This window comes from Rhodopirellula sp. JB055 (assembly GCF_043100905.1).
Taxonomy (GTDB): Bacteria; Planctomycetota; Planctomycetia; order Pirellulales; family Pirellulaceae; genus Rhodopirellula.
This window is the reverse complement of the sequence record NZ_JBICHO010000425.1, coordinates 1-22,232: the sequence shown is the minus strand read 5'-3', so window position 1 is coordinate 22,232 and position 22,232 is coordinate 1. Positions and strand designations below refer to the sequence as shown.

Sequence of the window (22,232 nt, the reverse complement as noted above, 5' to 3'; positions counted from 1 at the left end):
TGCTTCGTAAAGGCTGCAATGTCTTGCTGCTGGACGAACCAACGAATGACCTCGACGTCGACACACTGCGAGCACTGGAAGAAGCGATCGCGAACTTTGCGGGCTGCGTTGTTGTGACGTCGCACGACCGCTGGTTCCTCGATCGGCTTGCAACCCATATCCTTGCATTCGAAGGCAACGGGAAAGTGGTTTGGTGCGAAGGCAACTTCGACACCTACGAACGCAATCGTCGTGAACGCATGGGCGAAGACGCCGACGATGATTCACCAAAGTCCCGTTACAAAAGCATTCACGCAGGCTGATCCAGCCCCGCGATCGCTGCCTCCGCCACCGCCGCGGAGGCCCACCATTCATTCACCCATCTGTTTCCTTTCCACCTTTTCAAATTCATGACGATTCTGCGCACAGGCACCAACGAAAAGTACGCCGAGGGCTTTGAAGCCGCTTTCGGTGGCGGAACCTCCGCCGCGAAAAAAACCGCCAAGAAGGCGACGAAGAAGGCAACCAAAAAAGCCTCCAAGAAAGCGAAGACTCAACCCGCTCAGTCAAAGAAAAAGACCACCAAAAAGTCCGTGAAGAAAGCGGCGAAAAAGAGCGTCAAAAAGGCAGTCAAAGCCAAAGCCGCTGTGAAAAAATCGGCCAAGAAATCCGTTAAAAAGGCTGCCAAAAAATCAGTCAAGAAGGCCGCGAAAAAGTCGGTCAAAAAATCGACGAAGAAATCAGTCAAGAAGGCTAAAAAGAAGAGCTGAATGCCGTCTTGAGAGTGGCCGGGAAAACCACGCGTTTTCCCGTGCCCTCGACAGAACAAGCACGTCCTTCACAATGACGTTGCCCCGCCAAGCATCCCGCCTTCCAACTTTCTTCGGTTCCCTTGATGCCTGCCTCACCGTCCCGCGAACCAAACGGCAATCTGCCCGACCATCAATTGGCCGCCGCAGCCTGGCCGCCACCGTCGCAGGATGTTCAAAAAGCACTCCAGGCCCTCGTCGGTTACCTGAATTTCTCGTCCGGGCCTGCTCCCACCGCAGTATTCTTGGCCTGGAACCAAGTTCATGACGAAGCTTCCGGCGGAGACGTTCTCAACGGACCACCGCCCTTCTTGATCATGCGAGACTGGCTGGAAGAAACCACCCAGTCACTGAAAGCCGACTCTCCCGCGTTCTCCAACGTCGATCGAGCTCTGGGGTTGATCAACCTGCTCTGGTCCGGACTGCTGCCGGCCTACTTGGATTTCCATCGCGACCTGCTGTTTCACCAACCGCCCGAATTGATTTTCAACGGTTTCTTCCTGGGACGTTGTGCCGAAGTCATGGTGCAACAGATCGGTGAACACGAAACCATTGGCAACGTGGACGATGAAACAGACCGCCTCCGTCAAATCATCAGCACCCTGAACGACTACGTCGGCTACCGCCCTGTCGCGGTGCTGGAAAATCGTGCCTGCCAACCCTACGCCCACGAATTCGTTCGACCGATCCCGCAAATGATCCAGGGGGCTGGCATCACCGCCGGCCCTTATCACGAATTGATCGAACGAGCGGTGCGAGCAATTGAAGAAGCCCCCGAGGAAATCCTGCGAGCGGCCGCGATGGACCCGCAGCAACTCCGCGAATTGTGCCTGGACCCGCGAGCTTACGACTTTGACCATCCAGTCAATCGTCGGCCGAACTATCACTTTGGCGGATGGGACGAGCACTCGATCGATTCCGACGGACGTTACGACCGTTTCATCCTGCGTAGCGTGACGTTGGATTCATTGCTCGCACGAGTTGATGAAACTCCCGAACTGCCGCGAGACGAACTGCTCGAAGAAGCCGCCTCGGTGCTGGCCGGAACCATGCTGATGGCGTCCGGGATTTCAGGTTGGGGACCGGGTTGCTACAGCAGCGACGTGACGCTGCGATCGCTGATGGTGCCCATCGCGAATTTTCGCGACGAGTTTTACAACTGGCGGATTTCGCGAATAGGTGGCACGCACGGACAACGCCTGCTCGACGAAGTCAAAACGCGTCACCAGGCGTTTGGTGCTGCTCGCCAGAACTTGAATGCGGCTCTCGCGCGCCGCCGCGCCATCCAACTGCAACACGTTCAACTGGCACGAATCTACGCCCGCTTGGGTTACCCCGATTCCGCGACCAAACAAGCCGACGTGGTTCCGGCCACTTCCGCTCGATTGATGTGCCGCATTGATTGTGGGATGACGCTGGGACTGCGAGCCCTCCGCACGGATCGCTTCCCCGATGCCGTCGAAGTCCCCGAACAAACATTCGATCTGATCCGCCGCGCCATCGAATGCGGTGCCCTGATGGATCCTTGGGACATCCTCGGATTCACTGGCAACTTCAGCCTCTATCCCGGAATCGAAAACTCGATTCACGACAGCCGACTCGATGAGTTGCTGTACATCATCGAGAACCTCTTCGGCTACATCGCGCGGGTATGGAGCGAAGCGGCCGCTCGCGACGACGAAGCCGCATACGAACGGATGGACCGCCAGTACCGCGAAGTCGCCCAGTGGTGGCGAACTTTCGCGGCACACACCGTGGAGTCCGTCGATGCAACCGACCCATGGGAATCCTACGAATCCGCTCGCTTGGTCGCACAAGCCCTGCGGTTGTGGCACCGCGGGGGCGCTCAACGTGGCGACATCGCGTTCTGGGCTCCTCACGCAGACCTGTTCGATTCACCGCGAGCCTACATGCTGGTGATCTCGGCGCTGTTGGAACGCAAGGATTTCATTCCCGCTCAAGCTCTGTTGATTCACTGGCTGTGCCAGGCCGACCGGGTCGGTCTTCGCAGCGGCGCCAACTCGCTGCCGCGATTGGCCGAACGCTGGTTGCTGCAACTTCGCGATCACATGCGGGAGACGCCGCACGAGTTGTGGCCGCGAGTCAACAAGTTCTTCGACTACCTCGAAGCCAACGCAGAATCGTTCTGGTCCGCACCGTGCTTCGAGGCCGGTGACGATGAACCTCGCGATCGACCTCGTGACAACTGGGAACAAGAACTGGCCAACGCCAACGGCGACCCAGCGGACCAAACCGAAGACGATGAAGAGGCCGGTCTATTCGATGCGGCATACGAAAACTTCAGCTATCGCGACACCACCGACGATGGCAACGAAGGTTCCATCTTTGACACCAGCAGCGACAGCAGCAGTGTCGATGAACTCGAAGCCGAAGTGAAACGTCTGGCCAGCCGCCTCGACTTCTTGCAGTCGCTCGCTCGCATGTGGGCCGTCGGAGCCGACGTTGCTCTGACCGAAATTCACTCCGCGACAGAACCAAACGATCCGGCCAACCCAGCGGACTCCGCCGACCCGGCCCGTCGTCAACAACAGATTGAAGCGTTGTCGGCATGGGCTCGCCGCGCCGTCGCCAACCGCATCGGCCTGCTCGAACTGCTCAGCGACGTTCGCGCGTACAAAATCAAACCGGCTGGCACCGACAAAGACTCGATGCGGATCTACGATCGCCGCCGAGTTCTCCGCGACAGTCTCATGGAACGGGTCATCACCACCGCGGTCGAAATGGCCGATGCGAGGCGTTTGATCGCCAGTGCCCTCGGTGCTCTGCAAGGCAAACTGCCCGAGGACGTCGGGGAAGACTTTGCGGAAGATGACGCGGGTGCCATCGAGCTGTTCTCGGCCCTGATTGCGGGCGATTCCGAACGAGCACGCGAACGTTTCCCTGTGTTCATCGAAGCCATCCTCAACCGCAGCCTGCTGTACATCCCGCTGTCTCGCGGCGGTGACCCGGTCAAAATCTACGTCACCCGGCTTCGTGAACGCGTGCTCCGGCACCTCCTGCACTGGTTGCCACGTCGCGGACTGTTTGCTGAAACCTGCCGCCTGATCGAAACCGCTCGGCAAATGGAACAACGGCATCCCATCGGCGTGGGAGCCGTGACGGAATTCGACGGTTTGTATCGAGCCGGGTACCGGTCGCTGGTCAGCTCCATCGCCGAAGCCGTGCTGCACGCAACCGCCGGCGAACCACCCTGCCCTGCCCCAACCGAAGCTCTTTCCACCACCCGCGAACTCAGCGTCACCGATCAAGATGCGATTGCCGATCGGTTGATCCCACTGCTGGAACGATTGACCGAAACGATGCTGGGCAGTTGGCTGGCCCACAGCCAAACGCTTCGACTGTCGCCACTTGAAGCCGTCAGCGATCCCGCCAAATGGGAACGCTTGGTTGAGTTCATCAAGCTCTACGGCGACCCGATCTTCACTCAAGGGTTCTTGCAACTGAGCAACGTTCGCGCGGTGCTACACCAAGACGTCTCGTCATGGCTGGAACGAGCCATGACCGACGGAGACGATCTGCTGGAAGACACGCAACTCTTTCGCGATCTCGAGATCGGCAAGATCAAAATCAACGAAGCCTCGCGATGGATCACGCTGGTCTTCGAATCGTTGCTCGATCATCACGCCGAGTACCAGGACTACAACAGCACCACGACCCAAAGCGATCGTGGGGAACTGATCTACACGTTCCTTGACTTCTTGCGCCTTCGCACACGATACGAACGCGTCGCCTGGAACTTGAAACCGATCATGTGGACTCACGAAGTCCTCGTTCGAATGGGACTCGACCAAGCATCGCTGGGTTGGCGAGAAAGCCTGAACGAACGCATCGCCGCCGAAGCCGAACTGTACGTGCAAAAACTTCGCGAGCTGCAACGCCGGCACTCGATGCGAATGCCCACCATCGCCGACCGCATCGAAGAACGATTTGTTCAACCAATGACCATCGACCGGATGCGAGCCTTGGTCGAACCGGCAATGAGCGACGCCGAAGCCAACCGCTTCAGCGCCGCGTTTGAACAACTCGAAGCCGAAGCCAACGAACTCTCCCGGACGCCCGTCGGCGTGGGCCTGGATCTTCCACCGTGGCTGAGTGCCCTGGAAGATGAAGTGGAAAAGATTGGCAAACGCAATCTGATCAGCGAAATTGACCCTCAGGAATTGATGACAATCCCGGTCAGCCCACTGACACTGGACGACTTGCAAACGCAACTCACCACCGCCCAAACCCAAGGACGGCGTCTGCCGCATATCCGTCGCCGCAAGTCGTAACCCAACGCCCGCGCCGGAAGCGCCCACAGCTCCGACGAGTTCGTGCGGTTTTCAAGTGCAATAGATCCAGCCTCCCAGCACACGGGTGAAGTCAAACGCCACGCCCCCAAGTGACCAGTGAATTCCCGGGCAAAATTCCGTTTGGATTTTTAAAAAGGAAAAAACTTTTGGGACTCCCGCGAGCCGGTGGGTTCTTAGAAGCCTTCGACCGAGACGCTCACCGGGGAGACATAGAGAGAAAACAGGGGAGCGATCCGCCCCTCTACACAGCCGCAAACCTCCCATCCTTCCTATTCCCCCTTGCCGCAACATCCCAGAGGGGGCACTCAAGTGAAGCGCATGGGGTGCCGATCAAGATTGGCTCACCGTTATCGCACCGATATACTCCCGGCTTCTAGTCTCATCCTTGAAACGTTGAAAATCGATGTCAAACACGCTTTCCGCTCCGCCGAATGCTTCTCCGACCGACACCTCGTTTCCTTGCCTTGAGCTTTCTTCGGAACTAGCGCGTCACTTAACAATCACGCTAGGACACGATTTCACTGGCGACTCAACTGACAAACAAAACAGCGAATACCTGTACCAGGCATTGGCGATCACCGTCCGAGATCGTTTGGTGCCAATCTGGTTGGAAACGTGGAAAAAAACCTGTCTGAGCGAAGACCGCAAGGTTTATTACCTGTCGCTGGAATTCTTGATCGGCCGATCACTGACCAACGCGGTTGAAAACCTCGACTTGGACGACGACGTTCGCAAGGCCCTCCGAGCTTACAGCGTCGAGATGGAAGAAGTCGCGGACAAAGAGCTCGATGCTGGATTGGGCAATGGTGGCCTCGGTCGATTGGCCGCCTGCTTCCTCGACAGTTGTGCGAACCTGCAACTGCCCGTGGTCGGCTATGGCATCCGCTACGAATACGGCATGTTCCATCAGCACATCGAAGATGGCCGCCAAGTTGAAGATCCCGACCGTTGGTTGCGAGACGGCAACCCGTGGGAAATCAAACGCCCCGAAGACACCCGCCGCGTTCGCTTCTACGGCCGCACTGAGAACTACTACGACGAGCACGGAACGCTGCGTCCCCGCTTGGTCGATTCCCACGACGTTCTTGCCGTACCGTTTGACATGCCAGTTCCCGGCTACCGCAACGATACGGTCAACACGCTGCGTCTGTGGAAAGCGTCGACCACCGACGTTTTCAACCTCAGCGAATTCAACGCGGGCTCGTACCCCGAAGCCGTGGCGGCCAAGAACGACGCCGAACAAATCTCGATGGTGTTGTACCCCAACGATGCCAGCGAAAACGGCAAGGAACTGCGTCTGAAACAACAGTACTTCCTTGTTTCGGCATCACTCCAAGACGTGATCGCTCGCTGGGTCGAACAGCACGGGGAAGACTTCAGTGACTTTGGACGAAAAAACTGCTTCCAGCTCAATGACACGCACCCCGCCTGCGCTGTTCCTGAACTGATGCGGTTGCTGATGGACGAGCATGGCCTGGAATGGGACGACGCCTGGGATGTGGTCACACGCTGCATGGCGTACACCAACCACACGTTGCTCCCCGAAGCCTTGGAACGATGGTCGGTGGGTCTGTTCAGTCGTTTGTTGCCGCGTTTGCTCGACATCATCTACGAAATCAACGCTCGCTTCCTGAAACTGGTCGATCAGCAATGGCCGGGCGACGTTGAAATGCGTCGCGAAATGTCGCTGATCGAAGAAGGCGACAACCCGCATATCCGCATGGCATACCTCGCCATCGTCGGCAGCTTCTCCGTCAACGGTGTTGCTGGACTGCACACGCAGTTGCTGGAGTCTGGGCTATTCAAGCACTTCAACACGTTGTGGCCTCGCAAGTTCAACAACAAAACCAACGGCGTGACTCAGCGTCGATGGTTGTCGCACTGCAACCCAGGGTTGCGAGATCTGCTCAACGAAACCATTGGCGAAGGTTGGCAAAAAGATCTGACCAAGATCAAAGACTTGGCGCCGCATGCGACCGATGCCGATTTCCGCAAGAAGTGGATCGAAGTCAAGCAACAAAACAAAGCTCGCTTGTCCGATCTGGTCGTCGCAGAAACGGGCGTTCGCTTTGACACCTCCTTCCTGTTTGACGTGCAAGTCAAACGAATTCACGAGTACAAACGTCAATTGCTCAACGTCCTGCACATCGTGCACCTCTACGATCGCATCCTGCGTGGCGAAACCGCCGGCATGGTTCCACGCTGTGTGTTGATCGGTGGCAAAGCCGCCCCCGGTTACCACGTCGCGAAATTGATCGTCAAGCTAATCAACGACGTTGCGAAAAAGGTCAACAATCACCCCGCCGCCAACGACCTGTTGAAAGTGGTGTTCTTCCCGAACTACCGCGTCTCTTCCATGGAAGTGATCTGCCCCGCAACCGAGTTGTCCGAGCAAATTTCGACCGCCGGGAAAGAGGCCTCCGGAACCGGCAACATGAAATTCATGATGAACGGTGCATTGACGATCGGAACCCTGGACGGTGCCAACATCGAAATTCGCGAAAACGCGGGTGCCGAGAACTTCTTCCTGTTTGGGTTGAACGCTGCCGAAGTGACCGAACTGAAAAAGGACTATCGCCCCAACGACATCATCGCCGCGGATGAAGACATCGCGCGAGTGATGAACCTCTTGGAAAGCGGCCACTTCAACCCAGACAACCCTGGGTTGTTCGATCTGCTGACCAGCGGCTTGCGAAGCCCACAAGATCCTTGGGTCACGATCGCTGACCTTCGTGCCTACATCGACTCCCAAGCCGAGGTCGGCAAGGCGTACCAAGATGTTGATCACTGGAATCAAATGAGCATCCTGAACACGGCAGGCAGCGGTTGGTTCAGCAGTGACCGAACGATCCAGCAATACGCCGACGACATCTGGGACGTCCGTCCGCTGACTTAAGCGACCTCTGAGAATGCAAATGAAAAAGGGCTCGGTGATTTCTCACCGAGCCCTTTTTTTGTTCCAAATCATCTGTCGGCAAGACAAACTCAGGCTGGCCCGAGCCCCATCGCTCGCCGCCACGCACTGAACTGGCCCATGTGAATCATCATGTGGCCGCCCAGATAAAAGCCATGCATCGCGCCAATCGACCCGAACTTGCTTCTCATTCGTTCATTCGGGTTCTCGGGAGCAAACGCCGAATCATCGGCTCCCAGCAGGGCGTCAATCGCGGCAGCATGCGCGTTGGAGAACTTCGAAACGATCTCCTCCATCGACGGGTACAGTTTGCCTTCGGGATCGTCTAAACACGTTGCTTGTGGTGAAAACAGTGCTTCATACTTTTCAGTCGGAGCGATCGCGGTCACGTCGCCTCCCAAATCACTGACAACTCGCGATGGGTACAAACTCAGGTGCCCGAGGATAAACGCAGGGTGATTCGATTCGATTGTCTGCCCGCCCACAGTGGCGAACCGAGCGAACTGGTCGGGGGTCACCCCTTCCATCATCCGGTCTGCGTAGCCGACGCAAAGCCGAGCTGAATCGGCGATCATTTGACCAATCATGTCTGTTTCTCTAGAGGGAACGAGTCGTGGCTGCTGTTGTAGCCGCCCGTTGAATTCAGAAAAAGCCAGGGGCTTTCAATGAAAGCCGAGGCTTGAACTGCGAACCAAAACGCGGAGGGACAGAGCCAAAATGCTCGTCCGTTCAAGCAGCCCGACGGACAATCCCTGACGAGGATGATTCCGTGAGGCTCGCTTCCGAAATCCAATCTTCACATCCCATCGCCGATCCATCCAGCGTCCCGGGATGGAACCAGGGTTCTGGGTAATAAACCCGCCGTGATTCGTGTGGCTGTGCGAGATACGCTCCCCACCAACTGAAGGTGCTGTTGGCGATCACCGCATGACGGCACTGAGCGATCAAGTGCAGATCCTCATGCGCGGTTTGCCCATCGGTGTGCTGCACAGGAGTGAACGAGAGGCCCACGTCCAAATTGGCTTCGCACCACGGCACGTCATTCGAAAACAAGTAGAGCTTCAAATCGACTTCACGAGCCGCCAAATCCAACAAGCAGCTACGATAATAATCCGCTTCCAACGTTCGGTAGATCTGCTTCGCTTTGGCGGACGTCACGTAGTCGCCTCGACGAACATGTATCGCGACACTGTTTTCCGTTTTCATCTGCTCTGCCAACCGCTGCGTCGTTTCAGACGGCAATTCCCGAAGCCGGAACTCCTCTCGCAGGCTCTCTCGCAAACCAGGAAAGAACTTTTCACTCTGCCAGTAACCATCCAGGTAGAGATCCCGTTCTGGCTTCAACAAATCCTCCTGGAACCCAAACGGCTTTTCTCGTCGAACTGGAAGCGCTCCAACATAGCCCGGAACAACCCGTCGACCGAATTGGTCCAAGGCCCGTCCCACAGGAGTTCGAAGAAACTTTCCCGGTACCCGTGAGCGATCGGCATCCGACAATCGCGAAGCGGAAATGCAGAAATGATCGATCGCCAATGGATGCAGGCGATACTCCTTGAAGGCGGAGTCATCAATCAACAATGTTTGATACGTGCGTCGAGCCAAAGAATGACCAAACGCATACTGAAACAACTGATTGCCAAGCCCGCCAATCAAACGTGTCACGATCATCGATCAAGCCACCTTGCGAATCTGAGTCGGTCGAACCACCGCGGTATACGCTTCATCGAGCGTGCGAATCAATCGCTCGAGTTTGAGATCATCCATCATGGGGCTGAGCCCCAGATAGAAACCTTGCTCATGAATCCATTCGGCACCGGGATAGTCCGTTGGATTGACATCCCCGAGCAACCGGGCGGCAGGATGACGCGCGAAGTTTCCCGTTACGACCGGACGCGTCTCCACACCCGATTTTTCCAAGTATGCCAACAGTTCACTTCGTGAACCAACCGCGTCGCCCTTCAGCAACATTGGCAAGGCAAACGGGCTGGCTTGTCCGCGTGCAGGGGTCTGGAAACATTCAAACCAATCCTGACTGTCAGCGTATGTCGCAAACCGTCCCGCCAACTCACGACGACGGTCATTCATCCCGTCCAACTTCTTGAGCTGTTACAAACCGAATGCCGCCTGCAATTCAGTGGGCCGCAGGTTGAATCCCCAGTTAACGAAACGATAACGCTCATCCACCGCATTGGGTTGGGCCGCGGGACGACTCGATGGAACACTCGCGGCAGGCTTGTTCAACCCACGCGACCAACCGTGGGCCCGCAAGACACGAAGCGCGTCCGCGTCCTCTTCGGTGTGGCAAGTCACCATGCCACCCTCCATCGTGGTCATGTGATGGGAAAAGAAGAAACTAAAGCTTCCTCCCAATCCGAAATTTCCGATGTGCCGGTCGTCATACTTGGCCCCAAGCGATTCGCAGCAATCTTCAATCAGAATCAACTCATGCTCTTCGCAGAATTGCTGCATCTTCGTCATGTCGATGGGATTGCCCATCAAATGAACCGCAAAAACGCACTTGGAGTTCGGAGTGAGACGTCGCCGCATGTCATCGAAATCAACATTCAATGTCTCGGGGTCAACATCCACTAGTGTGACCTTCAGTCCTGCCATCAAGGGCGACCAAATTTGAGTAGGCCACGTCACGGCGGGAACCAAGACCTCATCGCCCGCCGACAAACGTGGGCTGGAGGGATTGACCAAGTTATAAGCCAGCAACAGATCCGCCGATGACCCGCTGTTCACCATCACGGCATCGTGACAACCAAGGTACTGCGCAAACTGCGTTTCAAATTCGCGAGTGAGGGCCCCCATCGAAGTTCGATAATTGACCAAACAATTCATGGCCGCTGCAATTTCATCGCGACCAAAGGTTGGCACGGTCAACGGATACCAATATCGACCGAACTCACAGGAGGCAGGCTCGAGATGGTCATCCATCCACAACTCAAAGGCTTGCAGGGATTCTGGAGTCATGCTGCGTTCGCCGTGTAAGAGTCATTGTTCAGTGTTTGCCGGTATTCTTGAATCGTTCTGGCGATCCCGTCATTCAGCGAAATGCGGGGTTCAAATCCCAGTTCTTTCAATCGAGCGTTGTCAGTGCACTTGCGAGGCATCCCGTCAGGACGGCTCGTGTCCCACAAAGTCTTTCCTTTGAAGCCTGCTTGTTCCGCAATCATGCCCGCCAATTCTGAGATACTGACATCGTTGCCTGGTCCCAGATTGATGATTTGACCTTCGGTCTCGGCATCGAACAAATGCAACATGCCGCGAACCACATCTTCTACGTGAATGAATTCTCGCTTGGCGGATCCCGTTCCCCAAAGCGTCACCGATTCCGCCTCTTGATCCACCGCATCACAGAACCGTTTGACCAAGGCGCTGAGCACATGACAACGCGACAGGTCGAAGTGGTCGCCAGTTCCGTAAATGTTGCAGGGCATCGGCAGAACACACTGCATGCCCATTTGTTTCTGATAGCTTTGCGCCAATCGCAAACCTGCGATTTTTGCCAATGCATACCCTTCATTGGTCGGTTCCAAAGGACCAGTCAAAAGCGACTCTTCCGTCATCGGTTGAGCACACTCTCGCGGGTAGATGCAGGTGCTTCCCAGCAACAGCACTTTCTCAACACCGGCTTTCGCACAAGCACTGAGTTGGTTGACGACCAAACGCATGTTCTCGTCCAAGAATCCAACCGGATCACTGACATTCGCCGCGATCCCGCCCACTTTCGCAGCCAACAGAAACGCATGCCGGGGTCGATGCTGCGCGACATAATCGTGCACTGCGTCCGCCGAGCACAGGTCCAACTCACGTCGCGTCGGAGTCAATAGGTTGGTGTAGCCTTTTGCTCGGAGGTGCCCGGCCAAGGCCTTACCGACCATGCCCGCGGCACCAGTGATCCATATCGGGTCTTCTTGCCGCACTGAAAATCCTTTTTCTTTGGGCACGCTTTCGTCGTGAATTTCAAGGTCGTTGAAACATCATGTTTCAATCACCTGAAAGGTCTTGTACGAAAGGACTTGCAACCAATTCAATGTCAATCCATTGCTCAAGCAGCATCCTTTCGAGATCGCGCAGCAATCTGAAAACGATAGATCGGTCGCAACACTTCCCGCTTGACTCGATCGGCCACCGGCATCCTCTTGCCACCACCAATCGTGCTACCACCCAAATTCGCAGACACCTCATGAACGCAGGATGGCTGCATCACCACAACGCGAACGCCCGTGACCCAGCGCATTTGAATGAAGGCATCCACGGGGCGATCGATCTGCTCCGACGCGTCCAATAGCTTTTCAGCCGCCAACCGCGTCACCAACTGCGCCGACGTCCGCAGCGGAACCACATCGGGACACAACAACGCCGACTTTGACTGCTGAGCCATGACTCGATGCGAAGCTGAGAACGGACGCACTTGAAACTGAACGTAGTCGCCCGGCTTGGCATGATCACTGGCGAAGGTCAGCGATTCTTCAAATCCAGGTTCGAATTCGATGTCGTCTTCAACGATCAGCGTTTGCTCCCAACCTTCGTCGACGATGCGCTGCCAAATTCCTCGATGGCTGAGGAAGCAGCCAACTTCACCGACGTTCAGCGAAAACGGATACGAGGGCGAATGCAGTCGCGGCTCAACCCAACGCTGCAGTTCGTCGTCCGGTAACAATTTGCCATCCACCGCATCGTGAATCTCACATGGTACCGGACACGTTTGCAGAATCCGCTGAACCTGTGGTTGCCGTGCGGTGGCTCGCCGCAAGGTGACAACGAGTGCTTGAGACACGTTCATGTTTTCGACCCCGTGGGGAATCCATTCGAGTGCGTGGTCGTGATGATTGAATATGGTTGCCAGAAGAATACGGAGTTCACCGTCTTGAGACGCGTCTTAGGCTGCTAGCAATGCGGGAACGCATGCTTCCAACTCGTTTTCTTCTTCGGTCCAATTTGAATCGTGCCGCAGCCAGTAGTCACGGACCCAATCCACGGGACCGTGCCCGAATTTCCGTCGCGTGCCCCAGCGGTAGTCGCCCTTTGGCACCACGTCAATTGGCCGCGGGTCACCATGAAACACAACCACCTTGGCTTGCGCTGGCCGTTTCACTTTGGGGAACATTTGATTGAGTGGGTAGTACTTTAGACAATGCCACTTGAAGCTGGAGGTCCAAGCAAAGGGCCAGTAGTTCACTTCCGCAACATTCTTGGTCAAGAAGTCTTGGTCAAGTTTAAAGCGATCAAAACAGTCCTGTTGGTGCTCGTTGAATTGCCGAAATAATTCGGCTTGCTCACCTGGATAAAACCCCAGAATCGATCCCTGAACGCCCCGGTCAGGACGCATCGCAAGCGGGACCAAACTCCAGAGCGTTGGGTTCCACTCTCGCAGTGCATGAAAACCTCGTTTGGCCTCCAATCGATCAAAGAACCCATCCAGGTTCTGATTGATCATGACGTCGAGATCCAAGTACAGCGTTGGCTCATCAGCGGGCAAAACGCCCGGCGCCAGTATCGACAATTTAGGCCAACATCCCTTTTCCTGATGCTCGAAGGGGATGCCCAAATCAGGCATCTGAATTCCTTCGACCCCATCGGCTAATCCAGCCACATTGTCGGTGACGCAAACAAACCGATGGGGACGGTTCAAATTGGCTGCCACAGCCTTTCGCAAAACGGTGACATACGATGCAGGGAATGCGTCTAACCAACGTGTGCAGACAACCGTCGCCATGGTCTCGCCTTCCTTGGTGAGAAATGGGCATAGGAACTCCCGTCCAACGACGAGAAACATGTGTTTCCCGCGGAGGTTAGCGAAGTTGGTGGGTCGTTACCAGTCCGATTGTGTGTGATCGCTTCAGCGAGCGTCCCCGGCCTCAAGCCGCTTTTCGATGCGATGTTTCGACCTCCATTGGGGCGGCCAAGTTTTCCCGTCGGGGGCTGAATCGCCGGACCATTTGGATCCCCCAATCCATGCCATTGACGAATACGTGCTCCGTTCTGGAATCAGGGCCACCGTAAATCGGCAGATGGCGGCCAACTCGTCCCGCTGCTTCACGGAGCAAAAATTCAGAAACGGCAGGGTGGCTGTTGAACATCTGAATGACGAATGCCAACGATCCCAAGGTGGGAATCGCACCAATCACCAAAGCCTGCGTGTGCGGCGTTCCGTCATGCCGCGACGCCCATGCACTTTGCAACGTCACCATCGTTCGCAAAGCCGGGAGAATCAAAAACGGTGCGGCGGCGTACCACCAACTGCCTCCCGACAAGGACGCTGCCATGCCAGTCAATTTCAACATGGAAACCGCAGGAGAGAGCGTCTTGATCGCCAAGTGCTTGGCCATTCCACGCGCGTAAACACCAACGCCAGGTTCATCGAATTCATTTCGCAGTTGTGTGCCGGCGTCGATCCCCAGCCATTGTCGCGACTCCCAGCGTCGAACGGTTTTGCGAAACAATCGGCGAGCCGAGCGAGCTTGGTGCTGCCGACTCGTCAAAATGGCCCATGCCCACCGTTGCCGCAAACCTCGAACCCGGCCATCCGTCACGAAACGATGCCAGGCCGGCGACAGACACGCTGCCAAAACACTGTTGAGATGAAACCGCAGAAACGACTGCGGACGATGTCGTGATACCCTGCCCTGTTGCTTCCAACGCCGCGTTGCCCGGTCCCGATGGCACCGCATCACAGATCGTCTGAATCGAGAATCAAGCACCAGCCGTCCAGCCTGACGGCGAACCCGCTGACTGCCCATCAGCTTTTGAAACAATCGGCCGAGAATTGGCAACAGACCGATGATCCAAAACCCCAGCCAAGACAGCTTGTCGCTCGCCAGGCGGTTCTCGGTCGCGTCATCAATCGTTCGTTCCAACGACCAACGCCCGATCATCTCTTCGCGATACAGGGCCCGTCGGTCTGCGGATGCCCATCGCCAAGGTTTGCGAAACGGTGCGATTTCTGTGTTTTTCCAAGCCGTCGTGTGCGAGACCAGACGTTCAACATCTTGTCGCAAGTCTCCCGCCACTTCCGGAACGCAATGCAAAAGCAGCTCAGAATCCAAGTCGTCAAACGGGAACACGCTGCCTTGTTTCCAAGCCAAGACCAGATAGCGGAGTACCAAAACCGCCGGAATCCCCGATTCCAAATCAATAATGGTGAGCTCTGCTTGACCACGGTCCTGCCCTGCCCTGCCCTGTTCAATTTGACTGCTCATGCCGTCATAAAGTCGCAGCCGAGGCCGGTCGCAGAGCAACAAATTCGCTGTGGAAACCAGAGCTCGCGGAGAAACCTGCCAGCCCGAACCATGCATCCCCCAGCCCACCAGACGATCCTCCAGTTGTCGCATGGTACCGACCAACTGACTCATCTCGTCAGAACCATTCCCTTGGACAATCGGTCCACGACCTTCGACCCACTCTGCCGCAAGCACCCACGCTTGGCGTGGCCGATCAAAACGGACATACAGCGGTTTCGCGACACGGACGCCGCTGCCTTCTCGCTGCAGGAGCCCGGCCACCACCCGTCGCCGGTAAAAACTGGCGTGGATGGCATGGCGATTGGAGCGGTAGGCAAACGGGGCAGCAAACGCGAAGCGATAGATCACCCGAGTCAGCCAACCAGGGGCGAACACCTTTTCGACACAACGCGTCGAGGTTCCGTCCGCCCAATGCGCATCCACCAATTCCGCCGACGCCGCACGTCCTTCACCAAGGACGTCCAAACGCTGCACACGGACGGGAACCGGAATGGATTGTTCGATCGAGAATGCCAATGCTCAAGCCGCCCGAGAGGTTTGTTCAGGATCGAGTCGAATCGTTGCATCGAATTCATTCGCATCATCCAAATCCGATACGGAATCCTTCATCGGCTTCGACTTGGCAAGAAACAGTCCGACCGTCATCAGCAAGAAACAGCAGGGAATCAACAACTCCGACAATTCCTCCACATGTCCTGCGGCGTCTCGCCACTGGACCGGCAAAACCACTCCGTTGCGTGACAAAGTCCCCAGTCCCATGTCGATTGATTTCGAAAACACAACCATCAAGCAGGCTGCGATGGGTAGCACGCCCAACCAGTTTCCTGCCGCAAAACGGACTTGAACAAGCGCGGCATAGCGTCGGAACAATGCGACGACGCTCACCGTCGCAAACACAATCACCGACGCCGCGATCAATTTCGCCTCCCACGACAAATCATCGCGCAGATAAAACGACGTTTTCAGGACACTGCCTCCCGTGAACCGGGAATGAAAATCCATTTCCCGAGCAAAGAAGAGGCACAAAATCGATGCGAGCAAGAACGGATGACGCGGGCAGCGGATCGATGGCATCCAAGTTTTCATGGCACCAGCCATCAGCAAAATGGCGGCGACCACCAGATAAAGATACGCCGACAGGGACTCGACCCAGCCACCTTCGGTGATGATCGCATCTCTCAGTGGCGTTCCCATCTGTAGCAAACCGAAAGCAGCGACCAGAACAAACCCGATCCCCGCCCCCAATGCGAGAGACAACTTCCCTACCCCGGCACGCCAACTCGCGATGTCTCGCCAATCGATCCGCTGGATCGGGTCATCAAAGAACATCTGCAATCTTTAGAAGAGTGGAACGATTCAGGAAAGCCAACAGCTTTGAAAAGCGAGCAAAGCGACAGCCGCTTCGGCAGCTCGACGCTGCCTCGCATTCATTTCATCAAATCTTCATTTCACAACCGTTGCCTATAAAGGACCGCGTCACCCCAATTCAAGAGGAAACCGTCCTGTCTCTCGTCCAATTCCGAATGCCGTCCCAATTTTCACCAACACACCTGGCGAAGACCGTTGCGATCAACGGTTTCTCGGCATGATTTGGCGAGACGTTGAGCGAGCATCAACCACGTTTTGGCCGCGGGATTTTGGTGCCTTTCTTCGCTCCTTTTTTCTTCGCCCCACGACGTCCCCGTCCCCGGCCACCTGATTTGCCCGCTGATTTTTCGTCGACAATTTCAACCTCGGACAGCGGTTTGCCAATGTGTTCTTTTAATTGCAACACGCGATCACGAAGCCTTGCCGCGCGTTCGAATTCCAGATCCTCGGCCGCAGCCAGCATCTCTTGTTCAAGTTTGTCGACATACTCGATCGTGATGTAGACCGCTTCGCCGCTGTCCTGAGCCTTTCGGGTCGACTCCTTGTGGTTAGCCGCATCGGTGTCGATGCCCTGTCGTATCGACTTGCGAACCGTCTTCGGCACAATTCCGTGCTTCGCGTTGTATTCCATCTGGATCGCACGACGACGTTCGGTTTCGTCGATCGCCATTTGCATAGAATCGGTGACTTTGTCGGCGTACAGAATCACGCGTGAATTTGCATTCCGAGCTGCACGCCCGATCGTCTGAATCAAACTCGTTTCGCTTCGCAGGAAACCCTCCTTGTCCGCATCCAAGATCGCCACCAGCGAAACCTCAGGAAGGTCGAGCCCCTCCCGGAGCAGGTTCACGCCGACCAAGCAATCGAACGATCCGGCCCGCAGTTCCTGCAGCAAATCCACTCGTTCAAAGGCATTCAATTCACTGTGCAACCAACGACACTTGACGCCCTGTTCTTGGAAGTAGTTCGCCAAGTCCTCGGCCAAACGTTTGGTGAGCGCCGTGACCAGGACTCGTTCATCGCGTTCGACACGAATGCGAACCTGTTCCAACAAGTGCGTCACCTGCCCGCGAGCCGAAACGATCTCCACCTCGGGATCGAGCAAGCCTGTCGGGCGGATGATTTGTTCCACCACTTCCCCGCCGGTGCGTTCCAATTCGTAGTCGCTGGGCGTCGCACTGACAAAGCAGATTTGTCCGGTTCGCTCTTCCCACTCATCGAACTTCAGAGGCCGGTTGTCGAGAGCGCACGGCAACCGGAACCCGTGCTCGACCAACGTGATTTTCCGGCTCCGGTCACCGGCGTACATTGCCCGAACCTGCGGCACGGTCACGTGTGACTCATCAACAAACGTGATGAAATCTTTGGGAAAGAAGTCGTAGAGCGTGTCCGGTGTCGCGCCGGGTTCTTTACCAGAAAGCGGGCGCGAATAATTTTCGATGCCGGGACAATGCCCGACTTCCGCCAGCATCTCCAAATCGAATTTGGTTCGCGCTGACAATCGCTGAGCCTCCAGCAGTTTCCCCTGCGACTGAAAGATCTCGAGTTGCTGAGCCAACTCTTCACGAAGGACTCGGATCGCTCGCTGAATGCGATCTTCCGGCATCACAAAGTGCTTGCATGGGTAGATATAAAGATGCTCGACCGTTTTGATCGTCTCGCCGGAAGTCGGTTTGATCAGCGAGATTTTCTCGATCTCGTCGCCCCACATCTCGATTCGATAAGCGAACTCTTCGTAGCTGGGCCAAAGCTCGATCGAATCCCCTCGCACGCGAAATTTGCCGCGTTCGAATTGAATGTCGTTGCGTTGATATTGCAGGTCGACAAACTTCAACAGCAAGTGATCTCGGCGGGTCTGTTCGCCTTGATGAAGATCGACGACCAATTGCCGGTAATCATCCGGCGATCCCAAACCGTAGATGCTGCTGACCGAGGCCACGATGACCACGTCACGGCGGCTGACCAATGAACTGGTGGTGGCCAATCGCAAGCGATCGATTTCCTCGTTGATCGAGGAATCCTTTTCGATGTACACGTCCCGCTGCGGGATGTAGGCTTCCGGTTGGTAGTAGTCGTAGTAGCTGACGAAATAGTGAACGGCATTGTTTGGGAAAAACTCTTTGAATTCCCCGTACAACTGAGCCGCCAACGTTTTGTTGTGGCTGAGGATCAACGCCGGACGCTGGACGGCTTGGATGACGTTGGCCATCGTGTACGTTTTCCCGGTCCCGGTCGCTCCCAGCAGGGTCTGCGCAGGCTTGCCGCTTTGGATGCCTTCGATCAACTTGGCAATCGCAGCAGGCTGGTCCCCCGATGGCGGGAACGGTTGCTGCAAATCAAAAGCGGCTGGCTCAAGTTTGGTGATGCTCATACGGTCACTGTAACAAACCGGCCAAGATCAGTCTTTGCATCGCGATCGCCTGGGACCCATCCGAACTGCCGTTGTCAGCGATCACGACCTCACCGCTCAGGCCCCAGTCCGCCAAAGCCTGCAACGCTTCGACGATGCAACCCGCCAGTGTTTCCGCCTCATTCAAGCACGGCATGACGACGGAAATATTCAGCGAGCAATCCGCATCGCGGGATGGAGAATCCGTAACAGATACGGCTGCTCTACGATTGCCGATGGAAGGCAAGACGCTCATGTGCGGCCGGAGAAAAAATGGGAAAACTGACATCGGACACATTGCCCCCCCGTTCCTGTCAAGCTCACCCCACGTGGCTCGGTGGAGACAACGGGACTGGGATTGAATCTGCCATTTGACTGACCCGCAAATCAGCCAACGTCCCGTTTGATTGTCCTACTGGGTCAATCTTCTAACGTTACTCCTTGAAAGGCGAGGTAAACCAATGCGGTCTCTATTCAGTTTATTGGTAGTTTCTGTTTGTGCGTTTTACTCTGGGTTGATTCCGTCAACTGATCACAACCAACTCGACAGTGCGCAACTCGAAGCGTATGTTGGTGCGGGCTATTTTGAAAAGTGTACAGCCGGTGCGGCCCGCGTCATTCCCGCCCCAAATCCGACCGCTGGAGGTCTTTGCAACAGTCCCCCAATCAACACGATCATGAATTCTTGCCTGGGAGGCAAAACAAACGAGACGTGCGGCGGCTAGGACTTCACCCCCTGTACAGCAGCCCCGACCAACCTCGTTTGTCCATGGACTTCTATCCGGTGTAAGATGGTGGGGCTCAAGAAGGAGTGGGTCAGCAAAGGCCCTACAGGCACGAACTCGGCGGGTTCCTGTGGCACTCGCACAGACTGTTAGCTTTGGATCGAGCTGTGATGGTGAGTTCCTCCCGGAGGCAGTTCTTAGTTTTGGCACTGGCGTTGTTTGATGGTCGAATGTCAGCTTATCCTTACAGTTGATTCATCGCGGCGCCTTGGTGGGCAGTAAGGCAAATAAGGTAAACTGATCATGAGTCTTCGTGTCAATTCGTTGACCATTGAAATGACCTTCAGGCTGCTATTTTTCTCATTCTGCTCCTGTAGCCCGGTGTTGGCACAGCGTGCATTGCTGCCAGCAGATGTGCAGTTGCTGTTTAAGAACAGCGCGGCTAGATCCGAATACACCAACAAAGAGTATCGCTATGAGGTCACGTGTTCTGGTGAATTCGGAGAACATCAGGAGTTGCGAACTTTTCGGGTAGCAGCCCCGCGAAAAGGATCAATACTTTATCCTCTTTTCCTTTCTTGTTCGATCGATAATCCAGGCGAGCCTCACATTGATAGCTCCAGGGTTGTGCGCGCATGGCAGGGATTTGACGGTGAAAGATCTCGTCACTTCAGACGCAGCTTTGTTTCTAAAGTTGTGCTTGATAGAGACAGTCAAGTTGAGAACATTCTTCTGACCTACGGGGGCTTTGCGGTTTCTGACATTGTAGAAGATCCATTTATATCGCACCTATTGACGGGACTTGGCGGAGTCCAAGCTTTCAGCCCTCAAGAAAGCACTGCTGAGCCGGACATAGATCTGCCGCCCATCTTGACAACTCCGGTCAACGGATTTGCAGGTGTGACGGAGGCTTTCCAACTGGAAATTGCAAACGACGAAAGCTGGCGGCTGATTATGTCGCAGGGGCCGGAGTTCCTGTGTTTATTCGAGCAGATTGAAAACGACGATTTGCGAGAGCGGTACGAAGTTACAGACACAAGCTACATCAACGGAGTTTTGTACCCGAGTAAAGGCCAGTTTACCAAGACCATTGGAAGCCGCGACTGGTTCTTTACTTATGAGCTGGTGTCTGTCACCGAGCTGAAAGATTTCAATTCATGGTTTCCTGCGGAAGTACCCGAGGGCACGTATGTCGAAAATTTGGTCACGGGGAAGGTAAGGCGGGTTCCATACAATGATGAGGCTCAAGAATTGATTAACCTGTACGTGGGTGGTGCTCGCGGCGTGGCGCCTGCTGGATCGTCGAACTGGAGCTTTGCCGCCCCATTTTTTCTTGTCGCCAACCTTACTATTGTTTTTGGGATTGCCTGGCTTTTATGGCGTTCAAAAGGCAGGGGCGACGATGCTTGATCCAAATTGGGCACGAACAGTGTCCGTGATCTGGTTTGTCACGATGTTTACTGGGCAGGCTACCGCAGCACACTGCGGTCGAGATGCCGTTCAGTTCTCGGTAGCCTTTTTCGGTGATGAGTGGAGGGAGACTTCAAAAACCCATCTACTTGAGCCCGACGAAGCATCGCTCGCCGATGTCGCCGAGACTTTAAAGTCGTTCAATTTCCGTGTTAGTCCATATATGTTCGATGAAGGCCTTAGTGAGAGCCTAGTCCATCTCGGGCAGAACCACAAACTATTGGCAGTTTGCTGGGTCCCGCTATCTGCGCACAGCGAGACCGGGCACTTTATTGTTATCGACAGATTCAACGAGGAAGAGCTCAACATCTACAGTGACGGGCGAAGCTCCGTGATCTCACCCACTGATCTGTTTGGTTTGCCTTTTCTTATTGTAACTGAGGCAGACACCGAACTGAATTTCAGGACACGCCCGATCCTTGGAGGCTTCAGTTCGTGGAAGCTAACTTTGTTGCTTGCTATATCCTTCATTGTTCTTTGGTGCTCGTCGAACATAGCTCGTTTTGCAACAGTCTTTCGAAGCAAAGCTCTTTTTGCCGGAACGGCTCTCGTCGTGGTATTCGCTTATCTGGCCTCGACAGCCTCATCACGACCGAGCGTAAGCCAAAGGCTCAAATTCGAAACTCCCATCGTTGACCTCGGTGTGATTGATTCCGGTCACGTCCATCGTGGCGACCTGATCATCTTGAACAAAAGCAACCACGTCGAGACAGTGGAGCAACTTATGTCGAGCTGCGGATGCCTTTCAGTAAAGGGGGCCGGGATGGTTGTTCCTCCTAACAGTGCCCGACGTGTTTCTTTTGAACTGAACGAAACAGCGCGAGGCAAGAGATTTTACAGCGTCGCTTGTTCATTCAGCAACGGGCAGGTTGAAGAATGCATCGTCGAGGCTTTTGCAAAATCATCATCGCGTTTGGTTCCAGGGTCATCCGCTTTTTGTAGATTCAATGTAGCTGGAGGAAGTCAAGAAACGCGATTTGAATTTGTGATAGAGAATGTCAGTGTAGATTGTAAG

Annotated in this window: 14 protein-coding genes and 2 pseudogenes; 6 read left to right on the top strand and 10 right to left on the bottom strand. The window is 55.4% G+C overall.

Translation table 11 applies throughout. The features are described from left to right. From ACF8AM_RS16755 to ACF8AM_RS16740, 4 genes and pseudogenes are all read left to right on the top strand, one after another. Positions 1 to 302 (top strand): annotated as a pseudogene (locus tag ACF8AM_RS16755) (energy-dependent translational throttle protein EttA); the annotation flags it as partial. A gap of 87 nt (positions 303 to 389) precedes the next feature. After that, positions 390 to 749 (top strand): hypothetical protein, encoded by a 360-nt coding sequence (locus tag ACF8AM_RS16750; RefSeq protein WP_392556738.1) that lies wholly within the window; start codon positions 390 to 392, stop codon positions 747 to 749. Between the two features lie 125 nt (positions 750 to 874). Continuing rightward, positions 875 to 5,080: a hypothetical protein gene (locus tag ACF8AM_RS16745; protein ID WP_392556737.1), complete on the top strand. Its 4,206-nt coding sequence runs from the start codon at positions 875 to 877 to the stop codon at positions 5,078 to 5,080. A 424-nt stretch (positions 5,081 to 5,504) separates the two neighbouring features. After that, the gene (locus ACF8AM_RS16740) at positions 5,505 to 7,997 is read left to right on the top strand and encodes a glycogen/starch/alpha-glucan phosphorylase (RefSeq protein ID WP_392556736.1); all 2,493 of its coding nucleotides are present in this window, start codon (positions 5,505 to 5,507) and stop codon (positions 7,995 to 7,997) included. A gap of 89 nt (positions 7,998 to 8,086) precedes the next feature. Here ACF8AM_RS16740 and ACF8AM_RS16735 read toward each other — a convergent pair whose 3' ends face one another. The 10 genes and pseudogenes from ACF8AM_RS16735 to ACF8AM_RS16690 all read right to left on the bottom strand — a co-directional run bounded on the left by ACF8AM_RS16735 (position 8,087) and on the right by ACF8AM_RS16690 (position 19,179). After that, positions 8,087 to 8,590 (bottom strand): DinB family protein, encoded by a 504-nt coding sequence (locus ACF8AM_RS16735; protein WP_392556735.1) that lies wholly within the window; start codon positions 8,588 to 8,590, stop codon positions 8,087 to 8,089. Positions 8,591 to 8,744: 154 nt separating this feature from the next. Next, positions 8,745 to 9,683: an alpha-1,2-fucosyltransferase gene (locus tag ACF8AM_RS16730; protein WP_392556734.1), complete on the bottom strand. Its 939-nt coding sequence runs from the start codon at positions 9,681 to 9,683 to the stop codon at positions 8,745 to 8,747. Positions 9,684 to 9,686: 3 nt separating this feature from the next. Next, positions 9,687 to 10,955, bottom strand: a pseudogene (locus tag ACF8AM_RS16725) (DegT/DnrJ/EryC1/StrS family aminotransferase). A gap of 32 nt (positions 10,956 to 10,987) precedes the next feature. Next, positions 10,988 to 11,968: a GDP-L-fucose synthase family protein gene (locus tag ACF8AM_RS16720; protein ID WP_392556733.1), complete on the bottom strand. Its 981-nt coding sequence runs from the start codon at positions 11,966 to 11,968 to the stop codon at positions 10,988 to 10,990. A gap of 101 nt (positions 11,969 to 12,069) precedes the next feature. After that, positions 12,070 to 12,801, bottom strand: a complete 732-nt coding sequence (locus ACF8AM_RS16715; protein ID WP_392556732.1) for a glycosyltransferase family 25 protein — start codon at positions 12,799 to 12,801, stop codon at positions 12,070 to 12,072. Between the two features lie 102 nt (positions 12,802 to 12,903). Then, on the bottom strand, positions 12,904 to 13,740 hold the full coding sequence (locus ACF8AM_RS16710) for a glycosyltransferase (protein ID WP_392556731.1): 837 nt from the start codon (positions 13,738 to 13,740) through the stop codon (positions 12,904 to 12,906). A 142-nt stretch (positions 13,741 to 13,882) separates the two neighbouring features. Continuing rightward, positions 13,883 to 15,781 carry a hypothetical protein gene (locus ACF8AM_RS16705; protein ID WP_392556730.1) on the bottom strand — a complete coding sequence of 633 codons (1,899 nt, stop codon included), beginning with the start codon at positions 15,779 to 15,781 and terminating at the stop codon, positions 13,883 to 13,885. Between the two features lie 3 nt (positions 15,782 to 15,784). Continuing rightward, positions 15,785 to 16,594, bottom strand: a complete 810-nt coding sequence (locus ACF8AM_RS16700) for a hypothetical protein (protein ID WP_392556729.1) — start codon at positions 16,592 to 16,594, stop codon at positions 15,785 to 15,787. A 283-nt stretch (positions 16,595 to 16,877) separates the two neighbouring features. Continuing rightward, on the bottom strand, positions 16,878 to 19,004 hold the full coding sequence (gene uvrB / locus ACF8AM_RS16695; protein ID WP_392556728.1) for an excinuclease ABC subunit UvrB: 2,127 nt from the start codon (positions 19,002 to 19,004) through the stop codon (positions 16,878 to 16,880). A 4-nt stretch (positions 19,005 to 19,008) separates the two neighbouring features. Beyond that, positions 19,009 to 19,179 (bottom strand): glycosyltransferase, encoded by a 171-nt coding sequence (locus ACF8AM_RS16690; RefSeq protein WP_392556727.1) that lies wholly within the window; start codon positions 19,177 to 19,179, stop codon positions 19,009 to 19,011. 871 nt (positions 19,180 to 20,050) lie between these two features. Between ACF8AM_RS16690 and ACF8AM_RS16685 the strand changes: the two genes are divergently transcribed. Together ACF8AM_RS16685 and ACF8AM_RS16680 are read left to right on the top strand one after the other, a co-directional pair. Beyond that, positions 20,051 to 21,157, top strand: coding sequence for a hypothetical protein (locus tag ACF8AM_RS16685; RefSeq protein WP_392556726.1), 1,107 nt, complete (start codon positions 20,051 to 20,053; stop codon positions 21,155 to 21,157). A 25-nt stretch (positions 21,158 to 21,182) separates the two neighbouring features. After that, positions 21,183 to 22,232: hypothetical protein (locus tag ACF8AM_RS16680; protein WP_392556725.1), on the top strand; the 1,050-nt coding region annotated here is incomplete at its 3' end.

Coding starts and splice junctions, on each gene's coding strand:
- ACF8AM_RS16750 (WP_392556738.1), top strand. CDS start 390: ATGACGATTCTGCGCACAGGCACCAACGAAAAGTACGCCGAGGGCTTT.
- ACF8AM_RS16745 (WP_392556737.1), top strand. CDS start 875: ATGCCTGCCTCACCGTCCCGCGAACCAAACGGCAATCTGCCCGACCAT.
- ACF8AM_RS16740 (WP_392556736.1), top strand. CDS start 5,505: ATGTCAAACACGCTTTCCGCTCCGCCGAATGCTTCTCCGACCGACACC.
- ACF8AM_RS16735 (WP_392556735.1), bottom strand. CDS start 8,590: ATGATCGCCGATTCAGCTCGGCTTTGCGTCGGCTACGCAGACCGGATG.
- ACF8AM_RS16730 (WP_392556734.1), bottom strand. CDS start 9,683: ATGATCGTGACACGTTTGATTGGCGGGCTTGGCAATCAGTTGTTTCAG.
- ACF8AM_RS16710 (WP_392556731.1), bottom strand. CDS start 13,740: ATGGCGACGGTTGTCTGCACACGTTGGTTAGACGCATTCCCTGCATCG.
- ACF8AM_RS16700 (WP_392556729.1), bottom strand. CDS start 16,594: ATGTTCTTTGATGACCCGATCCAGCGGATCGATTGGCGAGACATCGCG.
- uvrB (WP_392556728.1), bottom strand. CDS start 19,004: ATGAGCATCACCAAACTTGAGCCAGCCGCTTTTGATTTGCAGCAACCG.
- ACF8AM_RS16690 (WP_392556727.1), bottom strand. CDS start 19,179: ATGCCGTGCTTGAATGAGGCGGAAACACTGGCGGGTTGCATCGTCGAA.
- ACF8AM_RS16685 (WP_392556726.1), top strand. CDS start 20,051: ATGAGTCTTCGTGTCAATTCGTTGACCATTGAAATGACCTTCAGGCTG.